Source organism: uncultured Nocardioides sp. (genome assembly GCF_947489365.1).
Lineage (GTDB): Bacteria > Actinomycetota > Actinomycetes > Propionibacteriales > Nocardioidaceae > Nocardioides.
On sequence record NZ_CANLDB010000002.1, the window covers coordinates 719,512 to 742,164 of the forward strand.

At 73.7% G+C, this 22,653-nt stretch carries 18 protein-coding genes and 1 pseudogene; 8 read left to right on the plus strand and 11 right to left on the minus strand.

The genetic code is table 11. The features are described from left to right. Positions 1-34 precede the first annotated feature (34 nt). The 4 genes from typA (at position 35) to Q0858_RS08890 (ending at position 5,397) form a co-directional block, all read left to right on the plus strand. On the plus strand, positions 35-1,933 hold the full coding sequence (gene typA / locus Q0858_RS08875; RefSeq protein ID WP_299052880.1) for a translational GTPase TypA: 1,899 nt from the start codon (positions 35-37) through the stop codon (positions 1,931-1,933). Between the two features lie 110 nt (positions 1,934-2,043). Then, positions 2,044-2,688: a hypothetical protein gene (locus Q0858_RS08880; RefSeq protein ID WP_299052883.1), complete on the plus strand. Its 645-nt coding sequence runs from the start codon at positions 2,044-2,046 to the stop codon at positions 2,686-2,688. Between the two features lie 57 nt (positions 2,689-2,745). Further along, positions 2,746-4,341, plus strand: coding sequence for an acyl-CoA synthetase (locus Q0858_RS08885; RefSeq protein ID WP_299052886.1), 1,596 nt, complete (start codon positions 2,746-2,748; stop codon positions 4,339-4,341). 669 nt (positions 4,342-5,010) lie between these two features. Next, positions 5,011-5,397, plus strand: a complete 387-nt coding sequence (locus tag Q0858_RS08890; RefSeq protein ID WP_299052889.1) for a hypothetical protein — start codon at positions 5,011-5,013, stop codon at positions 5,395-5,397. Positions 5,398-5,412: 15 nt separating this feature from the next. On the opposite strand, the gene Q0858_RS08895 is transcribed toward Q0858_RS08890, so the two are convergent. The 3 genes from Q0858_RS08895 to Q0858_RS08905 form a co-directional block, all read right to left on the minus strand. Then, positions 5,413-8,595: a M12 family metallo-peptidase gene (locus tag Q0858_RS08895; protein WP_299052891.1), complete on the minus strand. Its 3,183-nt coding sequence runs from the start codon at positions 8,593-8,595 to the stop codon at positions 5,413-5,415. A 124-nt stretch (positions 8,596-8,719) separates the two neighbouring features. After that, positions 8,720-9,685: a hypothetical protein gene (locus Q0858_RS08900; protein WP_299052893.1), complete on the minus strand. Its 966-nt coding sequence runs from the start codon at positions 9,683-9,685 to the stop codon at positions 8,720-8,722. Continuing rightward, positions 9,682-9,999, minus strand: a complete 318-nt coding sequence (locus tag Q0858_RS08905; RefSeq protein WP_299052896.1) for a hypothetical protein — start codon at positions 9,997-9,999, stop codon at positions 9,682-9,684. The genes Q0858_RS08900 and Q0858_RS08905 overlap by 4 nt, the downstream gene beginning before the upstream one ends. 95 nt (positions 10,000-10,094) lie before the next feature. Here Q0858_RS08905 and Q0858_RS08910 point away from each other — a divergent pair, with 95 nt between their 5' ends. The 4 genes from Q0858_RS08910 (at position 10,095) to Q0858_RS08925 (ending at position 15,667) form a co-directional block, all read left to right on the plus strand. Continuing rightward, positions 10,095-10,610 (plus strand): MarR family transcriptional regulator, encoded by a 516-nt coding sequence (locus Q0858_RS08910; protein WP_299052898.1) that lies wholly within the window; start codon positions 10,095-10,097, stop codon positions 10,608-10,610. Between the two features lie 228 nt (positions 10,611-10,838). Further along, positions 10,839-14,048: a fused isobutyryl-CoA mutase/GTPase IcmF gene (icmF, locus tag Q0858_RS08915; protein WP_299052901.1), complete on the plus strand. Its 3,210-nt coding sequence runs from the start codon at positions 10,839-10,841 to the stop codon at positions 14,046-14,048. 174 nt (positions 14,049-14,222) lie between these two features. Beyond that, positions 14,223-14,918, plus strand: a complete 696-nt coding sequence (locus tag Q0858_RS08920) for a histidine phosphatase family protein (protein ID WP_299052903.1) — start codon at positions 14,223-14,225, stop codon at positions 14,916-14,918. Between the two features lie 2 nt (positions 14,919-14,920). Further along, a complete protein-coding gene (locus Q0858_RS08925) occupies positions 14,921-15,667 on the plus strand; it encodes a helical backbone metal receptor (RefSeq protein WP_299052905.1) in 747 nt (248 codons plus the stop codon). Positions 15,668-15,721: 54 nt separating this feature from the next. On the opposite strand, the gene Q0858_RS08930 is transcribed toward Q0858_RS08925, so the two are convergent. From Q0858_RS08930 to Q0858_RS08965, 8 genes and pseudogenes are all read right to left on the minus strand, one after another. Beyond that, positions 15,722-16,336: a hypothetical protein gene (locus Q0858_RS08930; RefSeq protein ID WP_299052908.1), complete on the minus strand. Its 615-nt coding sequence runs from the start codon at positions 16,334-16,336 to the stop codon at positions 15,722-15,724. 112 nt (positions 16,337-16,448) lie between these two features. Beyond that, positions 16,449-17,063 carry a rhomboid family intramembrane serine protease gene (locus Q0858_RS08935; protein WP_299052910.1) on the minus strand — a complete coding sequence of 205 codons (615 nt, stop codon included), beginning with the start codon at positions 17,061-17,063 and terminating at the stop codon, positions 16,449-16,451. Between the two features lie 34 nt (positions 17,064-17,097). Further along, positions 17,098-18,123: pseudogene (locus Q0858_RS08940) on the minus strand (enoyl-CoA hydratase-related protein). Next, a complete protein-coding gene (locus Q0858_RS08945; RefSeq protein WP_299052912.1) occupies positions 18,011-18,628 on the minus strand; it encodes a dihydrofolate reductase family protein in 618 nt (205 codons plus the stop codon). Before Q0858_RS08945 ends, Q0858_RS08940 begins: the two are co-directional and overlap by 113 nt. After that, positions 18,625-19,185, minus strand: a complete 561-nt coding sequence (locus tag Q0858_RS08950) for a hypothetical protein (protein ID WP_299052914.1) — start codon at positions 19,183-19,185, stop codon at positions 18,625-18,627. Before Q0858_RS08950 ends, Q0858_RS08945 begins: the two co-directional genes overlap by 4 nt. Beyond that, complete coding sequence (folP, locus tag Q0858_RS08955; RefSeq protein ID WP_299052916.1) at positions 19,182-20,045, minus strand: dihydropteroate synthase; 864 nt, start codon at positions 20,043-20,045, stop codon at positions 19,182-19,184. Before folP ends, Q0858_RS08950 begins: the two co-directional genes overlap by 4 nt. Next, positions 20,042-20,992 (minus strand): glucosyl-3-phosphoglycerate synthase, encoded by a 951-nt coding sequence (locus Q0858_RS08960; RefSeq protein ID WP_299052919.1) that lies wholly within the window; start codon positions 20,990-20,992, stop codon positions 20,042-20,044. The genes folP and Q0858_RS08960 overlap by 4 nt, the downstream gene beginning before the upstream one ends. Before the next feature lie 11 nt (positions 20,993-21,003). Continuing rightward, the gene (locus tag Q0858_RS08965; RefSeq protein WP_299052922.1) at positions 21,004-22,524 is read right to left on the minus strand and encodes an MDR family MFS transporter; all 1,521 of its coding nucleotides are present in this window, start codon (positions 22,522-22,524) and stop codon (positions 21,004-21,006) included. Between the last annotated feature and the right edge of the window lie 129 nt (positions 22,525-22,653).

Below are 22,653 nucleotides of genomic sequence, written 5' to 3' on the forward strand. Positions count from 1 at the left end.
GGTCCTCGTACCCCCTCGAAGGAGAGCGTCCCGGATGAGCATCACCCGCCCCGACCTGCGCAACGTCGCGATCGTGGCCCACGTCGACCACGGCAAGACGACGTTGGTCGACGCCATGCTCAAGCAGGCCGGCGCCTTCACCGCGCACCAGGCCGAGAGCGTGGCCGAGCGGGTCATGGACTCCGGCGACCTGGAGCGCGAGAAGGGGATCACGATCCTCGCGAAGAACACCGCGGTCCACTACCGGGGCCCGTCGGCCCAGGAGATGGCTGACGGTGACATGACCATCAACATCATCGACACCCCCGGCCACGCCGACTTCGGTGGCGAGGTCGAGCGCGGCCTGTCGATGGTCGACGGCATCGTGCTGCTGGTCGACGCCAGCGAGGGCCCGCTCCCCCAGACCCGGTTCGTGCTGCGCAAGGCGCTCAACGCCGACATGCCGGTCGTGCTGGTGGTCAACAAGGTCGACCGCTCCGACTCCCGCATCGCGGAGGTCGTCGACGAGACCTACGAGCTGTTCATGGACCTGCTGGACGACTCGCACTCGCAGACCGCGCTGGACTTCCCGGTCGTCTACGCCTCCGCCCGCGCCGGTCGCGCCTCGACCGAGCAGCCCGAGGACGGCGGCCTGCCCGACAGCCCCGACCTCGAGCCGCTGTTCCGCACCATCCTCGAGACCATCCCCGCCCCGACGTACGACGAGGGCGCGCCGCTGCAGGCGCACGTCACCAACCTCGACGCCTCGCCGTTCCTCGGCCGCCTCGCGCTGCTGCGCATCAAGCAGGGCGAGCTCCGCAAGGGCCAGCAGGTGGCGTGGATGCGCCGCGACGGCACCGTCAAGAACCTCCGCATCACCGAGCTCCTCGTCACCGAGGGCCTCGAGCGCAAGCCCGGCGAGAAGGCCGGCCCCGGCGACATCTGCGCCGTCGCGGGCATCCCCGACATCACCATCGGCGAGACGCTGGCCGACCCGGAGAACCCGGTCGCGCTGCCGCTGATCCACGTCGACGAGCCCGCGATCTCGATGACCATCGGCACCAACACCTCGCCGCTGGTCGGCCGGGTGAAGGGCAGCAAGGTCACCGCCCGCCTCGTCAAGGACCGCCTCGACTCCGAGCTGGTCGGCAACGTCAGCCTGCGGGTCCTCCCGACCGACCGCCCCGACGCGTGGGAGGTGCAGGGCCGCGGCGAGCTCGCGCTGGCGATCCTCGTGGAGCAGATGCGCCGCGAGGGCTTCGAGATGACCGTCGGCAAGCCGCAGGTCGTCACCAGGGAGGTGAACGGCAAGGTCCACGAGCCGTTCGAGCGCCTCACCATCGACGCCCCCGAGGAGCACCTCGGCACCGTCACCGAGCTCCTCGCCGCCCGGAAGGGCCGCATGGAGCAGATGACCAACCACGGCACCGGCTGGGTGCGGATGGAGTTCATCGTCCCCGCCCGTGGCCTCATCGGCTTCCGGACCGAGTTCCTCACCGAGACCCGCGGCACCGGCATCGCCCACCACATCTCCGAGGGCTACGAGCCCTGGGCTGGCGAGATCCGCGGCCGCAACAACGGCTCCCTGGTGGCCGACCGCAAGGGCGCCGCGACGGCGTACGCGATGACGTCGCTGCAGGAGCGCGGCACGATGTTCGTCGAGCCCGCGACCGAGGTGTACGAGGGCATGATCGTCGGCGAGAACTCCCGCGCCGACGACATGGACGTCAACATCACCAAGGAGAAGCAGCAGACCAACATCCGGTCCGCCACCTCCGACAACTTCGAGAAGCTGATCCCGCCGAAGAAGCTGTCGCTCGAGCAGTGCCTCGAGTTCTGCCGCGAGGACGAGTGCGTCGAGGTCACCCCCGACGCCAACCGCATCCGCAAGCTGGACCTCGACGCCAACACCCGCGCCAAGACCGCCTCGCGGGCCCGCAAGGCCAACAAGTAGGCGACGGCTCGCCCTGGCTCCGACCAACGGAGGCGATCACTGTCCGTGAGGGACAGTGATCGCCTCCGTCGTCGTCCTGGGCCGCCGGACCTCGCGCTAGGTTGCGAGACATGCCCCCGCCGTACGACGACCGCGCCGAGCGGCTGGCCGCGTGGCTGGAGGGGCTGGGGCTGGACGAGCAGCTCGCCGACGCCGGGTTGCCGACGTTCGAGCGGGACGCCGGCGGCGTCGCGCGGTGGACGGACCCGGTCACCGGCGAGCCGCTGAGCGGCGACCAGCTGGCCGACCTCGACGGGCTGCTCCACCAGGAGGGCGACGACCCCGGGCACGCCGTCCCGGTGACGTTGGTGCAGCTGCGGCGCCGCGCCGGGCTGCGGGACGGGCTCCTCGCCGACGGGTGGCACTCCTACGCCTCGCTCGGGGAGCTGCGCGGCACGTCGGAGGACGCGACCCGGTTCGCCGTCCACAAGGCCGCCAACCGGGGGGCGCTGCTCGTCGTCCCGCACCGGTCGACCTCGATCGTGCCCGCCTTCCAGCTCACCGACGACGGGGAGCTGCGGCCCGAGCTGGGGCCGGTGCTCGAGCCGCTGCTGACGGCCCGCATGGACCCCTGGGCCGCGTGGGCGTGGCTCGCGCGGCCGGTCGCGCTGCTCAGCGGGACGGTGCCCGAGGTCGCGGCGCGCGACCCCGAGGAGGCGCTCATCGTGCGGCACGCCGCCCTGCGCCTCGCCGAGCGGGTGCGGCGCACCGCCTGACCACGCGGTGGGCAGACCCCTGGGATCCGGGCCGTCCGACGGTTAGGTTCCCGTGACATGGACCACGTCGCACCGCCCACCGTCGCCCTGGCCCGCCAGCACGCCCTCGGCGACCTGCCCCGCCGCTCGGCCCGTCGTACGCCGGACAAGCCGGCCGTCGTCGACCCCACCCACGGCGTCTCCCTGACGTACGCCGAGCTCGACGCCTGCATCGACCGCACCGCCGCGGCCCTCCAGTCCGCGGGGCTCGTCAAGGGCGACCGGCTGGCCCTGCTGGCCCGCAACTCGTGGGCGTACGTCGTCCTGAACTTCGCGTGCGCCCGCGCCGGTGTGGTGCTGGTGCCGCTGAACTTCATGCTGGGCGCCGGCGAGGTGGCGTTCATCCTCGACCACTCCGAGGCCCGCGCGCTCGTCGTCGACACCGAGCACGTCGAGGTCGCCGAGGCCGCGACGGCCCGTCAGGAGACCGCCTCCCCCACGCTCCTCGCCGCGATCGGCGGCGCGCCGTCGTCGGCCGGTGGCACCTGGGTCGACGCGCAGTCGTGGTTCGACCACGACGGCCTCCCCGAGCCGGTCGCCATGGCCGACGACGACCCCGTCCGGCTGATGTACACCTCCGGCACCGAGTCGCGCCCCAAGGGCGCGGTGATGACCAGCCGGGCGCTGATGTGGCAGTACGTCTCCTGCGCGCTCGAGGCCGACTACTCCGCCGACGACGTCGAGCTGCACACCCTGCCGCTCTACCACTGCGCGCAGCTCGACGTGTTCCTCGGACCGGACGTCTGGATGGGCGCGACGAGCATCGTGCTGCCCGCCCCGGAGCCCGAGCAGGTCCTCGCCGCGATCGCCGAGCACCGCGTCACCAAGTTCTTCGCCCCGCCCACGGTGTGGATCTCGCTGCTGCGCTGCCCCGCCTTCGAGTCCACCGACCTGTCGTCGCTGGAGAAGGGCTACTACGGCGCCTCGCCGATGCCGGTCGAGATCCTCAAGGAAATGTCGTCCCGGCTGCCCGACGTCCGGCTCTACAACCTCTACGGCCAGACCGAGATGTCGCCGTTGGCGACCTTCCTCGGCCCCGACGAGCAGCTGTCGCACGCCGGGTCCGCGGGCCGGCCGGCGCTCAACGTGGAGACGCGGATCGTGGACGACGCCGGCGAGGACGTCCCTCAGGGCGAGATCGGCGAGATCGTCCACCGCTCCCCCCACGCGACGCTCGGCTACTACCGCGACGAGGCGAAGACCGCGGAGGCGTTCGCCGGCGGCTGGTTCCACTCCGGCGACCTCGGCTACCTCGACGACGGCGGCCGGCTCTACGTCGTGGACCGCAAGAAGGACATGATCAAGACCGGCGGTGAGAACGTCGCCTCCCGCGAGGTCGAGGAGGCGATCTACGCCCTCGAGGGCGTCGCCGAGGTCGCCGTCTTCGGGGTCTCCCACCCCCGGTGGGTGGAGGCGGTCACCGCCGTCGTCGTCCCCAAGGCCGGCGCGGACGTCACCGCCGAGACCGTCAGCACCCACGCCCGCTCGGTGCTGGCGGGCTACAAGACGCCGAAGTACGTCGTCGTCGCCGACTCCCTGCCGAAGAACCCGTCCGGGAAGATCCTCAAGCGCCAGCTGCGCGACGAGCACGCCGGCATCGCCGGGGAGGGCTGAACCGGACGCCGAGTGGCAGAAAGGTTCGTCCGGCGGGCGCCGACTGACGCACACTTCTGCCGACCCGGGCTCCTCTGCGTGATGTGTGGGTGGCGCGTTCACGTGCTGGAGCGGGCTGTGCCGGATCGGATCGGCTGGAGGCTGCACGAAGGGACACAGTTCGCCTCGGCGGTGGGTGCGCCGGCGCGGCCAGGTGCGGCGTGAGGCGGCGAGGGAGCCCGCCGGGTGCCGAACTGTGTGCGTTCGTGCACGGGACCGCGAGGGTCCTCGCGCCGATGGCGGCGGCGCCACGCGCGTGGCGCGCCGGTGGTCGACGGGGTCGCGAGGCGTTGTCCACCGTGACCAGGTGAGCCGCAGGGTTAGTCCCCTGAGGTCCTGCTGTCCGGCACGGTTCGGAGCGACAGTTCCTCAGGGGAGTACCGAGCCGAACCCCGGCCGGCTGTGGACCAGCGGTACTCCGTGACGTCTCGTACGACGTCAGACCCGCAGATGGTGCATATCGTCACGGAGTACCGCGACCACGGCTCCCGACCGTGATCGGACCACGCGACCCACACGTCCAGCGGAAGAGCCCGACCCGGCACGTCTGAGGCGCACACTTCTGCCGACTCAGCCCGCCTGACGTCGGACCGGGGTTGGGTGGGGCCTGCCGGGGGCAGGATGCACCGCATGGACACCCTCGGCCAGTACGCCTTCCTCGCCGGCTCCGCGCTGCAGATCCTCGCCCTCGTCGCCCTCGCCGTGCTGGCGATGACGCGACTGGGCCAGCGGTGGGCCGTGGTGGCCCTGCTCGCGGCCCTGGTCTCGCTCGTCCCGACCCTCTGGTTCGCGGTCGCGAACGCCGTGGTGCAGCTCGGCGAGGGCGGCCTGGGGGCGGTCGAGTTCTTCTACGCCCCGGCCGCACAGCTGCTCATGCAGTTCCTCACCGTCGTCGGGCTCGGCCTGCTGGTGGCCGCGGTCGTCGTCGGCCGCGGGCCGCGGAAGGAGGCGGCGCCGGTCGAGGGTCCGACCGGCACCACCTTCCGTCAGCTCCCGGGCAACATCGACTGGAAGTAGCCCGGGGGTCCCGCGTCAGCGCTGGAGGATCCCCAGCCCCTCGACGCGCACCGGCTTGCCGCCGTCCAGCGTCCGCACCGTCACGGCGCCCGAGCGGGCGCTCGCGAGGCGGGGCAGCGTGAGGAGGACCGTGCCGCGGGTGCGGTCGTCCTGCAGGTTCCGGACTGCGACGCGCTGGCCGCCCACGAGGACGGCGACGCGACCGGCGTTCGGCGACTTCCCGATCACGAGCCCGACCCGCTGCACCCCGGAGGCGCGGCGCGTCAGCGTCGCACCGGACCGCTGCGTGCGCAGGAAGGCCCCGCGGTACGCGTCGTCGTTGCTGTACCGCGTCCAGCCACCGGCGCGCTGCAGCTGACCGACCGGGTACGGCGTCGCCCAGCGGCGCACGGCCGGGGTGGCGTCGACGTTGCCCTCCGAGTCGACCGCGGCGACGGTGAACCGGTGGGTGCCGGGCGCGAGGCCCTCCAGCAGCGCACCGTCGGTGCCGTCGCAGGAGACCTCCTCGCCGTCCAGGGTGCACTGGTACGACGAGCCGACGTCCGAGGACTCGAAGCGGATCCGCGCCCGGGTCTGCAGGCGGAACCCGCCGGCGGCCGGCCCCTTCGTGATGGTGGTCTCCGGTGCCTCGGGGCCGGCGTCGATGGTGAAGTCGCCGCTGTTGACCGCGAAGAAGTAGTTCCGGACCGCCTCGATCTTGATCCGTGCCTCGTCGGTCGCGTCCGCCGGCACGTCGACCCGCGCGGCGCCGTCGTTCGCGGTGGACTGCGCCAGCACCGTCGGGAACGTCCTCCCGCCGTCGGTCGACAGCGAGATACGCACCCGCGCGGCCAGGGCGTCCGTGCCGTTGACGGCCCAGGTGACCCGGCGGTCGTCGCCGCTGCGCAGCGTCGAGCCCGCCTTCTGCGAGGTGACCTGGAACGGGCCGGCGGTCCGGTCGAGGGTGAGGCGCACGTCGTCGTGGGCGGTGCCACCGCCGCCGGCGAACCCGTCGCGGGCCGTGACGCGGAAGTTCATCGCCCGGCTCGGCTCCTCGAGGTTGCCCGCGCCGAGGTAGGCCGCGGTGGGCAGGAACTCGGCGAAGCACTCGCGGATCCGCGGGGTGACGACGCCGGAGGCCGGGGTCGGGCACGCACCGGTGGCGGCGTTCGTGTTGCCGGCGAGCACCTGCCGCATGTCCGGGAACACCCGGGTCGGGGTGCCGTCGGCGATGTTCTGGCCCGGCGACGGTGACTCCAGGGAGTCCTCCAGCGACACGTCCGCCGCCTGCCCGAACACCCGGAAGAGCGGGCCGTTCGTCTTCGCGTTGTCGATCAGCGCCGTGCCGGCGCGGGCGCCGACGTCGTTCTGCTCCCACAGGAAGCTGACGGTGTCGCCGTCGGCGTCACGACCGGAGGCGGTCAGCGCGAACGGGGTGCGCACCGGCAGGGTGCGGTCGGCCGGCGCGACGACCTCGGGGGCCGTGTTGACGTCGGCGTTGACCTCGCCGCCGTTGGTGGTGGGCCCGCCCTGGGTCGTCGTGCCGACGAAGCCCTGGCCGGCGGAGGGGATGCGCAGCTGCGGCACGTCGACGCGCTCGGCCGTCGGGTCGTCCGTCGCGGTGGTGGCCGCGAAGATCACCTGGAAGCCGCGGTCGTCGATCCGCCCGGGCGCCTCGCCCAGCGGGGCGTAGTCCCAGGGGGCGATGGTGACGGTGCGGCCGGTCAGCTCCTCGATCGCCGCGTCGACGGCCACCCGGTTGTACGTGGTGGCGCCCCGCGTGATCGTCGTACGACGGCCCTCGTAGGCGAGGGTGACCTGGTCGCCCGGCTCGTCGAAGCCGCGCAGGGACACCGTCTGGACCTCGATGGAGTCGTCCAGGTCGCCGCCGACGTAGTTGGTGACGTTGGTGATGGTGCGCTGCGAGAAGTACGGGTCGGTGTGCTGCTGGAGGTCGTCGGTGTCGCAGATGCCGGCGTAGGCCATCACCGAGGAGCCGGAGCCCGGCTCCACCGAGGTGCGCGCCGTGCGGTTGCCCCCCGCGCAGGCGCCCTGCGTGCCGTTGAACGTGTGCGGGCCGTCGAACTGGTGGCCCATCTCGTGGGCGACGTAGTCGATGGCGAAGAAGTCGCCCTCGGGGAAGGGCAGGCCGGTGCAGCCGCCGCCCTTGAGCTCGGCGCCGACGACGCCGAGGAACGCGACACCGCCGCCGTTCTTGCCGAGGACGACGTGGCCGATGTCGTAGTTCTCGGCGCCGATCAGCTGGCCGAGGACGACCCGGTTCTTGGTGAGCAGGTCGACCCCGCAGCCCGCGAGGTCGCCGGAGACGCCGTCGGAGGGCGGCTGGTAGCAGGGCGAGCTGCCGCACGGGCCGTCGGCGCCGATGGCCTTCGCCCGCGTGTCGAGGTTGGTCTTCTCGGAGTCCTCGACCAGGACCATCGTGATCGCGAGGTCGTCGTTGTAGACCTGGTTCACGCGGTTCATCAGCGTGACCTTCTCGGCGAGCACGTTCTCGGTGCCGAAGTACTTCGCGTACGACGGGTCGTTCATCAGGGCCACGCGGTAGACGCGCTGGTCGACCGGGCCCCCGCCCGCAGCGGCCGCCACCTGCCGGGTGTCGGGCGAGAAGTCCTCGGGGATCGGCTCGGGCTCGACGAGGCCCTGGGCGGGCTCCTCGACGGCGGCGCCGTAGTAGGCGAGGTGCTCGGTGGTGCCGCGCTCGTTGACGGCGGGGTCGACGAACCAGGCGCGCCCGGCGGACGGTGAGCGGACGGCGGCGTGGAAGCCCATCGGGGTCACGTCGAGGACGACGGTGAGGCGCGGGTCGTCGACGCCGCGGCCGGCGTACGTCGCGATCTCGGGGTGGTCCGCCGCGAGCGCCGGCTCCATCACCTGGGTCCGCTGCAGCGAGAACGTCTCGGTGCCGCCGCCCGGCTTGGGGACCTCGAAGGTGAGGCCCGCGCCCTGGACGCCCCGGCCCTGCGTGCGCGGCGCGTCGGACAGCTCCGAGCGCAGCGCGCCGAGGTCGACGTCGACCGCCGAGAACGACGAGGGGTCCACCCGCGGCTCGCCCAGGTCGGCGGGGTCGAAGTCCGCGAGCGGGGTGTACGGGGACTCCTCCGCGGCGGCCTCGCCGCCTCCCACCCCGGCGGGATCGAGACCGGCCACCACGAGGGCGGCGACGGCGAGCAGACCGAGACGCTGGGCGAGACGAGGCATGGGACTCCCGGGACAGGCACGCCCTGGGTGGTCGTGCGCCATCGGCACACTAGCCCCGCCCTCCGACAGCGGCGCCCCACCCGGACCCGGATCGTGGCCGGACCGTGACCGAGGCCGGACCGGCTCAGCGGGCCCCGCGCACCCCCGGCTCCGCCACCGGCACCTGCCCCGGCTCCGCGACCGGGACGTCACCCGGCTCCGCGACCGGGAGCTCCTCCTTCGGCTCCTCCCACCGCGGCCGGCCGGTCAGCGGGCCCTCCCACCGGGGCTCCCCCCGGAGCGGGCCCTCCCACCGCGGGACCCCCGGGGCCGGCACCCAGCGCGGGCCACCCTCCGGCCCGCCACCCCAGCCGCCACCCGAGCCGCCACCCGGGCCACCCGGGCCGGGTGGGTCGAGGGCGGGCCCGCCCGGACCGGCCAACGTGCCCCCGCCCGTCACGGCACCCGCACCGGCACCCGGGCCGCCCACCCCGCCCAGGGCGGGCAGGTCGACCGGTGCGGGAACCGGTCCCGTCCCCGCCGGCGCGGGGCCGCCGAGCCGGCGTCGCAGCACCTCGACGTCGTCCCGCTCCGCCGCACGCTCCCCGGCGCGGGCGAGGTGCTGGGCGATCCAGTCCTCCGCCCGCTGCCGCGCGGTGGCGGCGCGCCGCTCCAGCCGGTCGTACGCCGCCACCCGGCCCGCGTGGCCCTGGTCCGACGGGCCGGGGACCACCGACTCCGGCTCGCCCGTCCCGAAGACGGGGGCGTGCACGACGGTGCCGGACACGAACAGTCCGGCCGCCTCAGCCTCGGCCCGGACGCCCCGCATGGTGGCCCGCAGGTCGTCCATCCGGTCGGCCACGGCGTCGACGTCGTCCGCGGCCCGCCCGATCCTGGTGGCGTGGTCGTCCGTCGCCGCGAGCGCGACCGAGCCGACGTCGCGGTAGGCCTCGCACGAGGCGCCCTCCCAGCCCCCTGCCGCGTCGCGCCGGGCACCGGCCTGCCGGGTCGCCGCGTCGCGGACGTCGCCGCGGAGCGTCCCGCGGAGCCACCGGACGCAGTCACGCAGCGTGCCGGGCTCGCCGTCGACCGCGGTGTCGAAGCCGGTCACGACCCCACCCCCGCCGCCGCGTGCGCGAAGGTGCCGGCCACCCGGCCGTCGGCCGCCCCGAGCCCGCGGGCGGCGTCGCGGACGCCCGCGGCCAGCATCCGGTTGACGACCCCCAGGCCGCCGCAGGTCGAGGCCAGCGCGTCGAGCAGCGCCTCGACCGCGGGGGTGGCCGGGCCGGCGTCCACCGCCGGCCTCGCGCCCCAGGTGGGGACGTCGAGCATCCGTGCGGCGTCGTCGTGGGCCCGCGCGACGGCGTCGACGACGGGGTCGGCGAGACGGACGACGGGGGCGTGGCGCTCGGGTGCGATCGGCATGCGCCCACCGTGCTCCCGACCGACAGCCTCCGCAAACGTCTCTCCACAGGCGACGACGCCCACCGCGGCGCGCGGGGCGTCGTACGTTGTGGGCCATGAACGGCGACCGCAGCGCGGACCCGATCCGGGAGGCCCACCGGCAGTGGGTGGCCCACGGGTGGGCCGACGCCGCGGACGGGATGGCGATGGTGACCTCCCTGGTCCGCGCCCTCCAGCTCGTCACCGAGCGCATCGACGGCGTCCTGCGCCCCCTCGACCTCACCTTCGCCCGCTACGAGGTCCTGCAGCTGCTGTCGTTCTCGTCGGCGGGCCGGATGCCGATGACCCGGCTGGGCTCGCTGCTGCAGGTCCACCCCGCGTCCGTGACCAGCGCCGTCGACCGGCTCGAGCGCCAGGGCTTCGTACGACGGGAGCCCGGCCCCGCCGACCGCCGCGTCAAGCTGGCCGTGCTCACCGACGACGGCCGCGCGGCCGCCGAGCGTGCCACCCTCGGGCTCAACGCCCTCTTCGAGGACCCGGGCCTCCCGCCGACCGAGGTGGCACACCTCACCGACCTGCTGCGGCGGCTCCGCGCCGGCGCGGGGGACGAGGTCGACGCGACCTCCACCTGAGCCGGGCCGGCCCGCCCTGCTCCTCCCCCGCCCTGGCGTCGTCCACAGGCCGCGTCCTCTCCGGCGGCGTAGTCCCCTGGCCATCGGTCGCCCGAGGGTCCTCGCGGGAGCAGTCCCTCAGGGGACTACCCGGACGGGCAGGGGTCACCTGTGGACAGTTCGACGGCACGCACGGAGGCCACTACCATGGAATAGTTGGACGTCAAAGTATTCCGAGACGAGGGCCCGATGACCGAGCAGCAGAGCCTCCACACGCCTGAGAACCCCGTCCGCCTGGTGACCGCCTCGGCGCTGTTCGACGGCCACGACGCGTCGATCAACATCATGCGGCGGATCTTCCAGACGCGCGGGTGCGAGGTCGTCCACCTCGGGCACAACCGCTCGGTGAAGGACGTCGTCGACGCGGCGCTCGAGGAGGACGTGCAGGGCGTCGCGGTGTCGTCGTACCAGGGCGGGCACGTCGAGTACTTCACCTACCTCGCCGAGTCGCTGCGCGAGCAGGGGCTCGGCCACGTCCAGATCGTCGGCGGGGGCGGCGGCGTCATCGTCGCCGACGAGATCGCGACGCTCCGCGACGCCGGCGTGACGATCTTCAGCCCCGAGGACGGCCAGCGCCTCGGGCTCGTCGGGATGATCGACCAGGTCGTCCGCGCCTGCGACGTCGACCTGCTCGGCATCGGCGGCCCGGACGCCGACGCGCTGATCTCCGGCGACCGCACCGCCCTGGCCCGCGCCATCACCGCCGCCGAGCTCGGTCGTCTGGACGACGACGTCCTGCGCCGCGCGACCGAGGCCGCCGAGCGTCGTACCGTCCCGACGCTGGGCCTCACCGGCACCGGCGGCTCGGGCAAGTCGTCGCTGACCGACGAGCTGGTACGCCGGGTGCGCGTCGACCAGCAGGACAAGCTCCGCATCGCCGTCCTCGCCGTCGACCCCACCCGCCGCAAGGGTGGCGGCGCGCTGCTCGGCGACCGCATCCGCATGAACTCCCTGGACGGCGACCGCGTGTTCTTCCGCTCGCTGGCCACCCGCGGCGCCCACGAGCTGCCCGACTGCCTGCCCGACGTGATCACGCTGCTCAAGGCCGCCGGCTACGACCTCGTCGTCGTCGAGACCCCCGGCATCGGGCAGGGCGACGCGGCGATCGTGCCGTTCGTCGACACCGCGATGTACGTGATGACGCCCGAGTTCGGCGCCGCCAGCCAGCTCGAGAAGATCGACATGCTCGACTTCGCCGACGTCGTGGTCATCAACAAGTTCGAGCGTCGGGGCGCCGCCGACGCGCTGCGCGACGTGGGCCGCCAGCTCGTGCGCAACCGCGAGGCGTTCGGCAAGAGGCCGGAGGACATGCCGGTCTTCGGCACCTCCGCCGCCAGCTTCGACGACGACGGCGTCACCGCGCTCTACCAGCACCTCCTGCCGAGCCTCGTCGAGCACGGGCTGCCCACCGAGGAGGGCGTGCTGCCGCGCGTCGACGTGAAGTCGTCCTCGGGCATCCGCCAGGTGCTTCCGAACGACCGGGCGACGTACCTCGCCGAGGTCGCGGACGCCGTCCGCGGCCACCACGCGGAGACCGAGCGGCTCGCCGCGATGGCCCGTCGCTCCCAGCGCCTCGCGGCGGTCGCCGAGGAGCTCGCCGAGGACGGCGAGGGCTCCGAGGCGCACACCGAGGTCGCCCGCCGCGCCGAGGTGGCCCACCGCGACCTGCCCCGCGAGCTCGCCGAGCAGCTCGACGGCTGGGCCGACGTCGTCGAGGCCTACTCCGGCGACGAGCAGGTCGTGACGATCCGCGACAAGGAGATCCGCTACGCCCTGACCCGGGAGTCCCTGAGCGGCACCAAGGTCCGCCGCGTCAGCCTCCCGACGTACGACGACCACGGCGAGCTGGTCCGCTTCTGGCGCCGCGAGAACCTCCCCGGGAGGTTCCCCTTCACCGCCGGGGTGTTCCCGTTCAAGCGCGACGGCGAGGACCCGGCCCGCATGTTCGCGGGCGAGGGCGACCCGTTCCGTACGAACCGCCGCTTCAAGCTGCTCTCCGAGGGCAACGAGGCGACCCGGCTGTCGACGGCGTTCGACTCGGTCACGCTGTACGGCCGCGACCCCGACCCGCGCCCCGACGTCTACGGCAAGGTCGGCACGTCGGGCGTCTCGGTCGCGACGCTCGACGACATGAAGGTGTTGTACAACGGCTTCGACCTGCTGGCGCCGTCCACCTCGGTGTCGATGACGATCAACGGACCCGCGCCGTGCGTGCTGGCGTTCTTCCTCAACACCGTGATCGACCAGGCCGCGGAGAACGGCGTCGACGCCGAGACCGCGCTCGCGACGGTGCGCGGCACGGTGCAGGCCGACATCCTCAAGGAGGACCAGGGCCAGAACACCTGCCTGTTCTCCACCGAGTTCTCCCTGCGGATGATGGCCGACATCCAGGAGTGGTTCATCGAGAAGAAGGTCCGCAACTTCTACTCGGTCTCAATCTCCGGCTACCACATCGCCGAGGCCGGGGCGAACCCCATCAGCCAGCTCGCGTTCACCCTCGCCAACGGGTTCACCTACGTCGAGGCCTACCTGGCGCGCGGCATGAGCATCGACGACTTCGCGCCCAACCTGTCGTTCTTCTTCTCCAACGGGATGGACCCGGAGTACTCCGTCATCGGCCGTGTCGCCCGCCGCATCTGGGCGGTCGCGATGCGGGACCTGTACGGCGCCGGCGAGCGCTCGCAGAAGCTGAAGTACCACGTTCAGACCTCCGGGCGGTCCCTGCACGCGCAGGAGATGGACTTCAACGACATCCGCACCACGCTGCAGGCGCTGATCGCGATCTACGACAACGCCAACAGCCTCCACACCAACGCCTACGACGAGGCCGTGACCACGCCCGGCGCCGAGTCCGTACGACGCGCGCTGGCGATCCAGATGATCATCAACAAGGAGTGGGGCCTCGCGATGAACGAGAACCCCCTCCAGGGCTCCTACGTCATCGACGAGCTCACGGACCTGGTCGAGGAGGCGGTGCTGCGGGAGTTCGAGGCCATCAACGAGCGCGGCGGCGTCCTCGGGGCGATGGAGACCGGCTACCAGCGCGGCCGCATCCAGGACGAGTCGATGCTCTACGAGCACCGCAAGCACGACGGGTCGCTGCCGATCATCGGCGTCAACACCTTCCTGGCCCCCGACGGCCCGGACGACGCCACCCCGCAGCACGTCGAGCTCGCCCGGGCGACGGAGGCCGAGAAGGAGGGCCAGCTGCAGCGGGTCACCGACTTCCGCCGCGACCACACCGACGAGGCGAAGGTCGCCCTCGACCGGCTCAAGGCCGCCGCCCGCAACGGCGACAACGTCTTCGCCGCCCTCATGGACGCCGCCCGCGTCTGCTCCCTGCAGCAGACCACCGAGGCGTTCTTCGAGGTGGGGGGCCAGTACCGACGCAATGTCTGAGGCAGGCCGTCGTCTCACCGGGTCTCGTGGCTCGGCCGTGGCCGGCCTCGCACCTCGACCTCCGGGGGTCGAGGTGCGACGAGCCCTGGCGCCCTTCGACAGGCTCAGGAACCGGCCGCGAGAACTCGTGACCGTGGTTTCGGCCGCAGCCACTCCGCTCGGTACCGTCGCACCGTGGCCGCCACCAGACTCCTGCTCCTCCGACACGGCCAGACGTCCAGCAACGTGTCCGGCTCGCTCGACACCGCGATCCCGGGCGCGGACCTGACGCCCCTCGGCGTCCGGCAGGCCGAGGCGATCCCCGCGGCCCTCGCCGACGTACGGATCGACCGGTTGCACGTCTCCCGGCTGGTCCGCACCCATCAGACCGCGGCGCCCCTGGCGGCGGCCCGCGGGCTCGAGACCGTGGTGACCCCCGACCTCGAGGAGATCTCGGCGGGTGACTTCGAGATGCGCTCCGACGAAGAGGCCGTCACCGCCTGGCACCACACCCTCGTCGCGTGGTTCAAGGGCGACCTGGACGCGAAGGTGTCCGGCAGCGAGTCGGGCCACGAGTTCCTCGCCCGGTACGACGCCGCCGTCGCCGCGGTCATGGACGCCGCTCCCGACGGCTCCCACGTCGCGGTGGTGAGCCACGGCGCCGCCATCCGCCTGTGGACCCACCTGCGCGTGGACGAGGCCGACGACGACGCGATGCCGCCGCTCGAGGAGCGGATCGAGAACACCGGTCGCTTCGTCCTCGACCTCCCCGCGGGCGCGACCGCCGGCGAGCGGCGCTGGCGTCTCGTCGAGGCCCACCTCTCCCCCGCCGGCGGCGAGGCGGTCTCGGACCGCGACCACACCCCCGACCCCACCGGCGACCTGGACTGAGGGTGCGCGACGACCTGGGCGCCGAGGTCCCCGACGGCCCCGTCCGTCGGCTCGTCTCGCTGGTGCCGTCCCTGACCGAGGCCCTGGCCGACACCGGGCTCCTGGTCGGGGCGACCGACTGGTGCACCCGCCCGGAGGACCTCGACGACCGCGGCGTACGCCGGGTCCGTGGCACGAAGAATCCCGACCTCGCCGCGATCCGCGAGCTGGCCCCCGACCTCGTCGTGGCCAACAAGGAGGAGAACCGCGAGCTCGACGTCCGTCGCCTCCGCGACTCGGGCGTCGCGGTGTGGGTGACCGACATCGAGACCGTGCCGCAGTCCGTGGACGCGATGGCCCGACTGTTCACCGAGGCTCTCGGCCTCGACGAGCCGGACTGGCTCCTCGAGGCCCGGGGCCTCTGGTGCGGCGAGGTCCCGCCGGTACGCCGCCGCGTCGCCCTGCCGATCTGGCGCGACCCGTGGATGGTCGTCGGGTCCCGCACGTTCACCGGTGACCTGCTCGCCCGTGCCGGTCTGGAGAACGTCTTCGGCGACCACGCCGACCGCTACCCCGCGGTCGACCTCGCCGAGATCGACGGCGCCGGGGCGGACGTCGTCCTGCTGCCGGACGAGCCGTACGTCTTCATCGAGACCGACGGCCCGGAGGCCTTCACCCGCACCCCCACCGAGCTCGTCTCGGGGCGGCTGCTGACCTGGTACGGTCCCTCGCTCGTCGAGGCCGCCGACGTCCTGGGCCTGGGCGGATAGTCCGTGACGGTTCGCACCCCTCGCCGGTCGACGAGGGGTGCGAGACGTCACGGACTACCCGGCTCGGCCGGGGAGGATGCGCGGGCCGCCGATCCTGGCGGGGTACGACACCGCGCCGCCGTCCACGCGGGCGTCGTCCGCGCGGCTGCGGTAGAAGCCGTCCTCGCGGACGCCGTTGCTGGTGAGGACGCCGAAGCGCACCCAGCCGGGGTCGCCGAGGCAGTCACGGTCGACGACGAAGCGGATGGTGTCCGCCGCGGGCGACCGGCCGAACCCGGCCTGGCAGACCTGCTCGCCGGACTCGACGTCGACCACCTCGGCGTACACGCCTCCGCCGGAGGTGGCGGTGCGGTCCACCCGGAACAGCCCGCTCCCGGGCGTCCGGAGCCACCAGACGGCGTTCGGCTCGATCCCGCGGCCGGTGTCGAGGTCGCGGACCTTCACCACCATGCGGACCCGTCCCAGCGAGTGGTTGAGCCTCGCCCAGACGATGTCGGCGGCCGACTCCCCCGAGGCACCCTCCGGCACCGGCCGGTCGTCGGCGTCGACGACGTCACCGGTCGCGTCGGTGACGACGGACTCCTCGGCCTGCGCAGGCCCGGCGAGGACCCCCAGGAGGAGAGCAGCGGCGGCGGGAACCGCCAGGACCGACCCGAGACGTGACCTCATGACATGACCCCCGTGGTGTGTGGTGCGGCAGGAACGTCCCGGATCCTGTCCCGCCTCGACGGGAGAGTCCACCACCGCCACGACCGGACCCGTGGCGGGCCGGGGTCAGGGGTCAGCGGGCGGCGGACACCTGGCGCGGGGCGTCGTCGCGGGCCAGCAGGTACGCCGCGAGCGCGCCGCCGATCGCCCCGAACAGGTGGCCCTGCCAGGAGATGCCGGGCTGGCCGGGCAGGACGCCCCACAGGGCGCTGCCGTAGACGAGCAGCACGAGGACGCCGAGCGCGATCTGGCCGGGGCGGCGGGAGAAGACGCCGCGCACGATGAGGTAGACCAGCCACCCGAAGACGAGGCTCGAGGCGCCGAGGTGGAGCGTGCCGAGGCCACCGAGGAGCCACGTCCCGATGCCGGCGACGATCCAGACGATCGCGGTCACGGCCAGCCATCGCCCGACGCCGGACAGCAGGATGAGGAAGCCGAGCACCAGCAGCGGCAGCGTGTTGGCGACCAGGTGGCCGAAGCCGCCGTGCAGCAGCGGCGCGAAGACGACGCCCGTGAGGCCCTGGCCGGTGTCGAGCGGGCGGATGCCGTAGCCGTCGAGACGGGTGCGGAACAGGACCTGGTCGAGGAGCTCGAGCACCCACAGCAGCGCGACGAACCCGCCCGACCAGACCAGCGCGGTCAGCCACGTGCTCCGCTCGGGGGTGCGCATCGGGGTGCGGTTCGCCATGTCACCAGGATGCCAGGGCGACCCCATCACCGGCTCAGCCGAAGCGGGGCTTCTCCTTCGCCAGGAACGCCCGGACGCCCTCGGCGAAGTCGGGGCCGCCGTACACCTCGGCGAGGCGGCGGTCGTCGTCCGCCGGCGGGTGCTCGATGCCGTCGGCGCGGGCCAGCAGCTGGGCCTTGGTCGCGCGCAGGGTGACCCCCGAGGCCCGGAGGACCCCGGCGACCAGCTCGTCGACCGTGCCCGTCAGGTCCTCGGCCGGTACGACGTCCAGCACCGCGCCGACCGCGTGTGCGCGGTCGGCGTCGACGAGGCGGGAGGCGAGCAGCATCTCGCGGGTCATCGACTCCCCGAAGACCGCGACGCAGCGCTAGAGGACGGCGGCGGGCAGGAGGTTCCCGAGGGTCCGCGCGATGGGGTAGCCGAACCGCGCCCCCTCGGCAGCGACGCGGAGGTCGCAGTGGGTGGCGATCGCCAGGCCGCCGCCGACGCAGACCCCCTCGATCGCCGCGACCGTGACCTGCGGCAGCTCGGCCAGGCCGCGCAGCAGCGCCCGGATGCCGGCCTCGTGGGCGAGTGGGTCGGCGTCCTCGGCGGCGAAGTCGGCGATCTCGTTGCCGGCGGCGAACGCCCGACCGCCCGCGCCGCGCAGGACCAGGACCTTCGCGGAGGTGTCCTCGCGCAGGGAGGCGACGAGGTCGGCCATCTCGCCGTACATCGCCTTCGTGATGGCGTTGTGCCGCGCGGGCCGGTCGAGGACGACGCGCACCACCGCGCCGTCGCGGGTGACCTGCAGGTCGCTCACCGTCGTGCCTCTCTTGCGGGGTCTCGTGGCTCGGCCGTGACCGGCCTCGCACCTCGACCTCCGAGGGTGTCGGAGGTCGAGGTGCGACGAGCCCCGGCGAGGAGCCACGAGACCCGGTGACCACTCGCGGCGACGTCCGGGTCGCTCACCGCCGTACCTCCCAACGCCCGAGCAGGGTGCCGTCGTGCTCGAGCAGCAGCGTCGGCGACAGCGCGAGGTCGACGTCGGTGCCGGCGGTGATGCGGCCGGCGTCCCCACCGAGCAGGCGCGGCACGGTGGTGAGGCACAGCTCGTCGACGACGCCGGCGGCCAGGAGGGTGGCGAGGACGCTGGGGCCGCCCTCGACCATGACCGAGCGCCACCCGCGGTCGGCGAGCTCGGCACGCAGGGCGGCGGGGTCGTCCATCGACCGTAGGACGACCGAGCCCTCCGGCGCATCCGCGAGGGACGGCGGGGCCTCGTCGCCGCGGGTGAGGCAGACGATCGGCACGTCGGCGGCGCCGTACTCCTCGGCGCGCACCGTCCCCGCGCCCACCACGACGGCGTCGGCGTGGGCGCGCATCGCGGCGAAGACCCGCCCGTCGGCGTCATTGTTGATGGAGCCGGACAGGCCGTCGGGGCCGGTGCCGGCGCCGTCGGTGGTCGACACCATCGAGGCCCGCCACCAGTCCGGCCGCGGCGGGGCGTAGAGCCGCGCGAGCGCGTCGTCGTCCACCGCGTCACGATCGACGGTGGGGTCGTCAGGCCCGATCAGGATCCTCATGCGACCTCCCTGGTCACGGTCCACCGCGTCACCCAGTAGGCGACCCCGAACGGGTCGTCGGCGTACGTCGTCTCCGCGGCCACGGAGCGGCCCTCGAACAGCGAGCCCATCACGGACAGCGCGGGGACCCCGGCCGCCAGCAGCTCGGCGCCCAGGTCGGCGTCGAGCGCCGCGAGCGCCGCGGCGTCGCCGGACGCGAGCGCCCGCCCGATGCCCTCGTCGTACGCCGCGGCGCGCTCGTCGAGGTGCCCGGGCGCCTTCTCCCCGCGGCGGGCCGAGCCGTCGGCGACGACGAGCAGGGCGTCGAGGTGGTCGAGCGACGGGACGTCGGGCAGCCGGACGGCGTCCACCGGTCCGGTGTGGGTGGTCGACAGCAGGTGGCGGCCCACTCGCAGCGCGAGGTCGTCGGCGCCGAGGACGACCACCGGCGCCTGCTCGGCGGCCAGCCACCGGCAGGCGTCGAGCGCGGCGGCGCGCGCCTCGGCGAGGGGGTCCTCCAGGCCCGCGAGCTCCGGCAGCAGCCCGGGCGGCGACGGGACGACGACCACGCGCGTCACGCGATCCCCCGGATCGCGCGCGCGGGCGGACGACGTCCGGCGATGGAGGCGACCATGTCCAGCGTCTGCCGGGTCGGGACGACCTCGTGGACGCGGTAGATCCGCGCGCCGGCCATCGCGGAGACCGCGGTGGCGGCGAGTGTCCCGGTGAGCCGGTCCTCGAGCGGGACGCCGAGGGTCTCGCCGACGAAGTCCTTGTTCGACAGCGACACCAGCACCGGGAAGCCGGTCGCCACCATCTCGCCGAGGCGGCGGGTGACCTCGAGGGAGTGGAAGGTGTTCTTGCCGAAGTCGTGCGCGGGGTCGATGACCACCGACTCGCGGGCGACGCCGGCGACGAGGGCGCGGTCGGCGTACCCCAGGGTCGCGCGGAGCACGTCGGCCATCACGTCGTCGTAGGCGATCCGGTGCGGCCTCGTGCGGGGCGTGACGCCGCCGGTGTGGGTGCAGACGATCGCGACGTCGTGCTTCGCGGCGACGTCGACCAGGCCGGGGTCGGCGCCGCCCCAGGCGTCGTTGAGCACGTCCGCGCCGGCCTCGCAGACCGCCGCGCCCACGTCGGCGCGCCAGGTGTCGACGGAGATGACGAGGTGCGGGTACGCCGCCCGCACCCGCTCGACGAAGGAGACGACGCGGCGACGCTCCTCCACGGAGTCGACCTCGACGCCCGGCGCGGCCTTCACCCCACCGATGTCGACGATCTCGGCGCCCTCGTCGACGACCTGCGCGACCCGGTCGAAGGCGCGGTCCTCGGCCCAGGTGGCGCCGCGGTCGTAGAAGGAGTCGGGCGTGCGGTTGACGATGGCCATCACCAGCGTCGCGTCGTCGTCGAAGCGGTGGCGGCCGAGCCGCAGCGTCACGAGGCGCGCTCCTCGGCAGCCACGCCCGCGGCGGGCGGGCGCTCGTCGAGCAGCACGAGGCGCTCCCTGGACTCCGGCGCACCGGCGTCGTCGCGGCCGAACTGCCGCAGCACGACCTCCGACGGGATCGAGGGGTGGGGCCCGCGGGGGTAGCGGGCGTGCACCGCCGCCATCACCTGCGTGGCCATCGCGCCGAGGTCCGCGAGCGGCTGGTGGGCGTGCGCCCGCAGCCCGAGGTCGACCTGGGCGACGGCGTCGATCCCCGCGACCCGCACGGTGTCGAGCAGGACGGCGACCTCGACGCCGTACCCCGTGGGCAGCGGCAGCGACGCGAGGTGGTCGGTGCGCACGGCCCACTCCCCCGCCAGCGGCTGGACGACGCCCGCCAGCTCGGGGGCGTGCAGAGCGAGCAGCGGGCGGGCGACGAGCTCGGTGACCCGGCCGCCCTCGGCGGGGCCGCCGGCGGCGGTGGGGTCGGTGAGCGGCCGGTCGTAGAAGCCCTTCACCAGCCGGACGCCGTCGTCGGTCAGCAGGGGCCCGAGCAGGCCGGGCACGAGACCGGGCTCCCAGGCGGTGAGGTCGGCGTCGACCATGACGACCAGGTCGCCGGTGGTGACGAGCTGCGACTTCCAGATGGCCTCGCCCTTGCCGGGCCGGCCGCCGAGGTCGGGCCGGATCGCCCGGGCCGCGTGGACGACGGCCCCCGCGGCCGCCGCGACCGCGGCGGTGTCGTCGGTCGAGTCGGAGTCGATCACCACCACCTCGTCGACCAGGCCGACCGCTTCGACCCACCGCTCCCGCAGCGTCCGGACGACGTCACCGACGGTCGCGGCCTCGTCCCTCGCGGGGACGACGACGCTGACGCGCCGTCCGCCCTTCGCGGCGACGAGGGACTCCGGTGGATAGTCCGCCCACTTGTGGGTACGCCTCGCGAACCACGTGGTCATGGGGCGGAAGTCTAGTTCGCGACCTTCACGTGCTCGTCGTCGTGCCCGGAGGCGGCCGTCCCGGACGCCGGACCGCGCTCCGGCCCGGCGGCCACCGGCCGCTTCACGAAGGGCACGGCGAGGACCAGCACCAGCGCGATGCAGCCGGCGACGACGAAGGCGCTCGAGACGCCGTCCGCGATGCCCTCGGGCGAGTCCACGCCGCCGGGGCTGCGGGTCGCGACGACGGTCATCACGGTGACGAACAGCGCGGTGCCGGCGGCGCCGGCCACCTGCTGCAGCGTGCTCAGGACGGCGCTGCCGTGGGAGTACAGGTGCGAGGGCACCGAGCCCAGGGCGACGGTCATCAGCGGCGTCATGAGGGTCGCGATGCCGACGCTCAGCATTACGAACACGGCCGCGAGGGTCACGAAGGTGGTGTCGACCGAGACGGTGCTCATCAGCCACAGCGCCGCGGTGACCAGGAGCGCGCCGGGCAGCAGCAGCACGCGGGGGCCGCGGGCGTCGTAGATGCGACCGACGACCGGTCCGAGCGCGCCCATCAGCAGGCCGCCGGGCAGGGTCAGCAGGCCGGTGGTCAGCGGGTCGAGGCCGAGGCCCTGCTGCGCGAAGTACGGCACCAGGATGAAGGTGCCGAGCATCGTCAGCATCGCGATGAGCGAGGCGGACAGTGCGATCGCGAAGCCCGGGGCGGCGAAGACGCGGAGGTCGAGCAGGGCGCGGTCCTCGCGCTGGAGCCGGAACTGGCGCAGCACGAAGAGGACCAGCGAGACGACGCCGACGACGAACGGCAGCCAGATGGGGACGGCGTGGCCGCCCTCGGCGGACTCACCGATGCTGGAGAGCCCGTAGACCAGGGCACCGAACCCGAGCACCGCCAGCGGCACGGACGGCAGGTCGATGCGGGTGGCCTTGGACTCGGCCACCGGGACGACGTACCGGGCGCCGAGGGCGGTCACGACCAGCGCGATCGGCAGCATGACGCCGAAGATCCAGCGCCAGCCGAGCGTGTCGAGCACGAGGCCGGACAGCGTGGGACCGAGTGCGGGCGCGACGGCGATGACGACGGTGATGTTGCCCATCATCTGGCCGCGGCGGGCGACGGGGACGACCTCCATCACGGTGGTCATCAGCAGCGGCACCATGATCGCGGTGCCGGAGGCCTGCACGATGCGGGCGAGCAGGAGCACCCAGAAGACGGGCGCGAGGGCGGCGAGCAGCGTGCCGGTCGCGAAGAGCCCCATCGCGATGAGGAACAGCGTCCGGGTCGGCACCCGCTGGATCAGGAACCCCGTCAGCGGGATGACCGACCCCATGGTCAGCAGGAACGCCGTGGTCAGCCACTGCCCGGTCGCCGCACCGACGCCGAACGACGTCTGCAGCACCGGCAGGGCCACACTCATGGTGGTCTCGTTGAGGATCACCACGAAGGTGCCGACCAGCAGGCTGGCCAGGAGCAGCACCTGCTCGCGGGTCAGCTTCGGCGGCTGGGCGGTCGTGCCGCTCGTGGCGGTCGTGGTCGGCGCAGACATCAGCGCGGTCCTTCCGGGGACGGAGCAGGCGGGTGGGCCGGCGGGGCGGGGCAGTCGGTCCACGGGTGGTGACCGACGCACGGGGCCCAACTCATCGCCGTACCGACGCTATTCCGCGGGCCGTCCCCG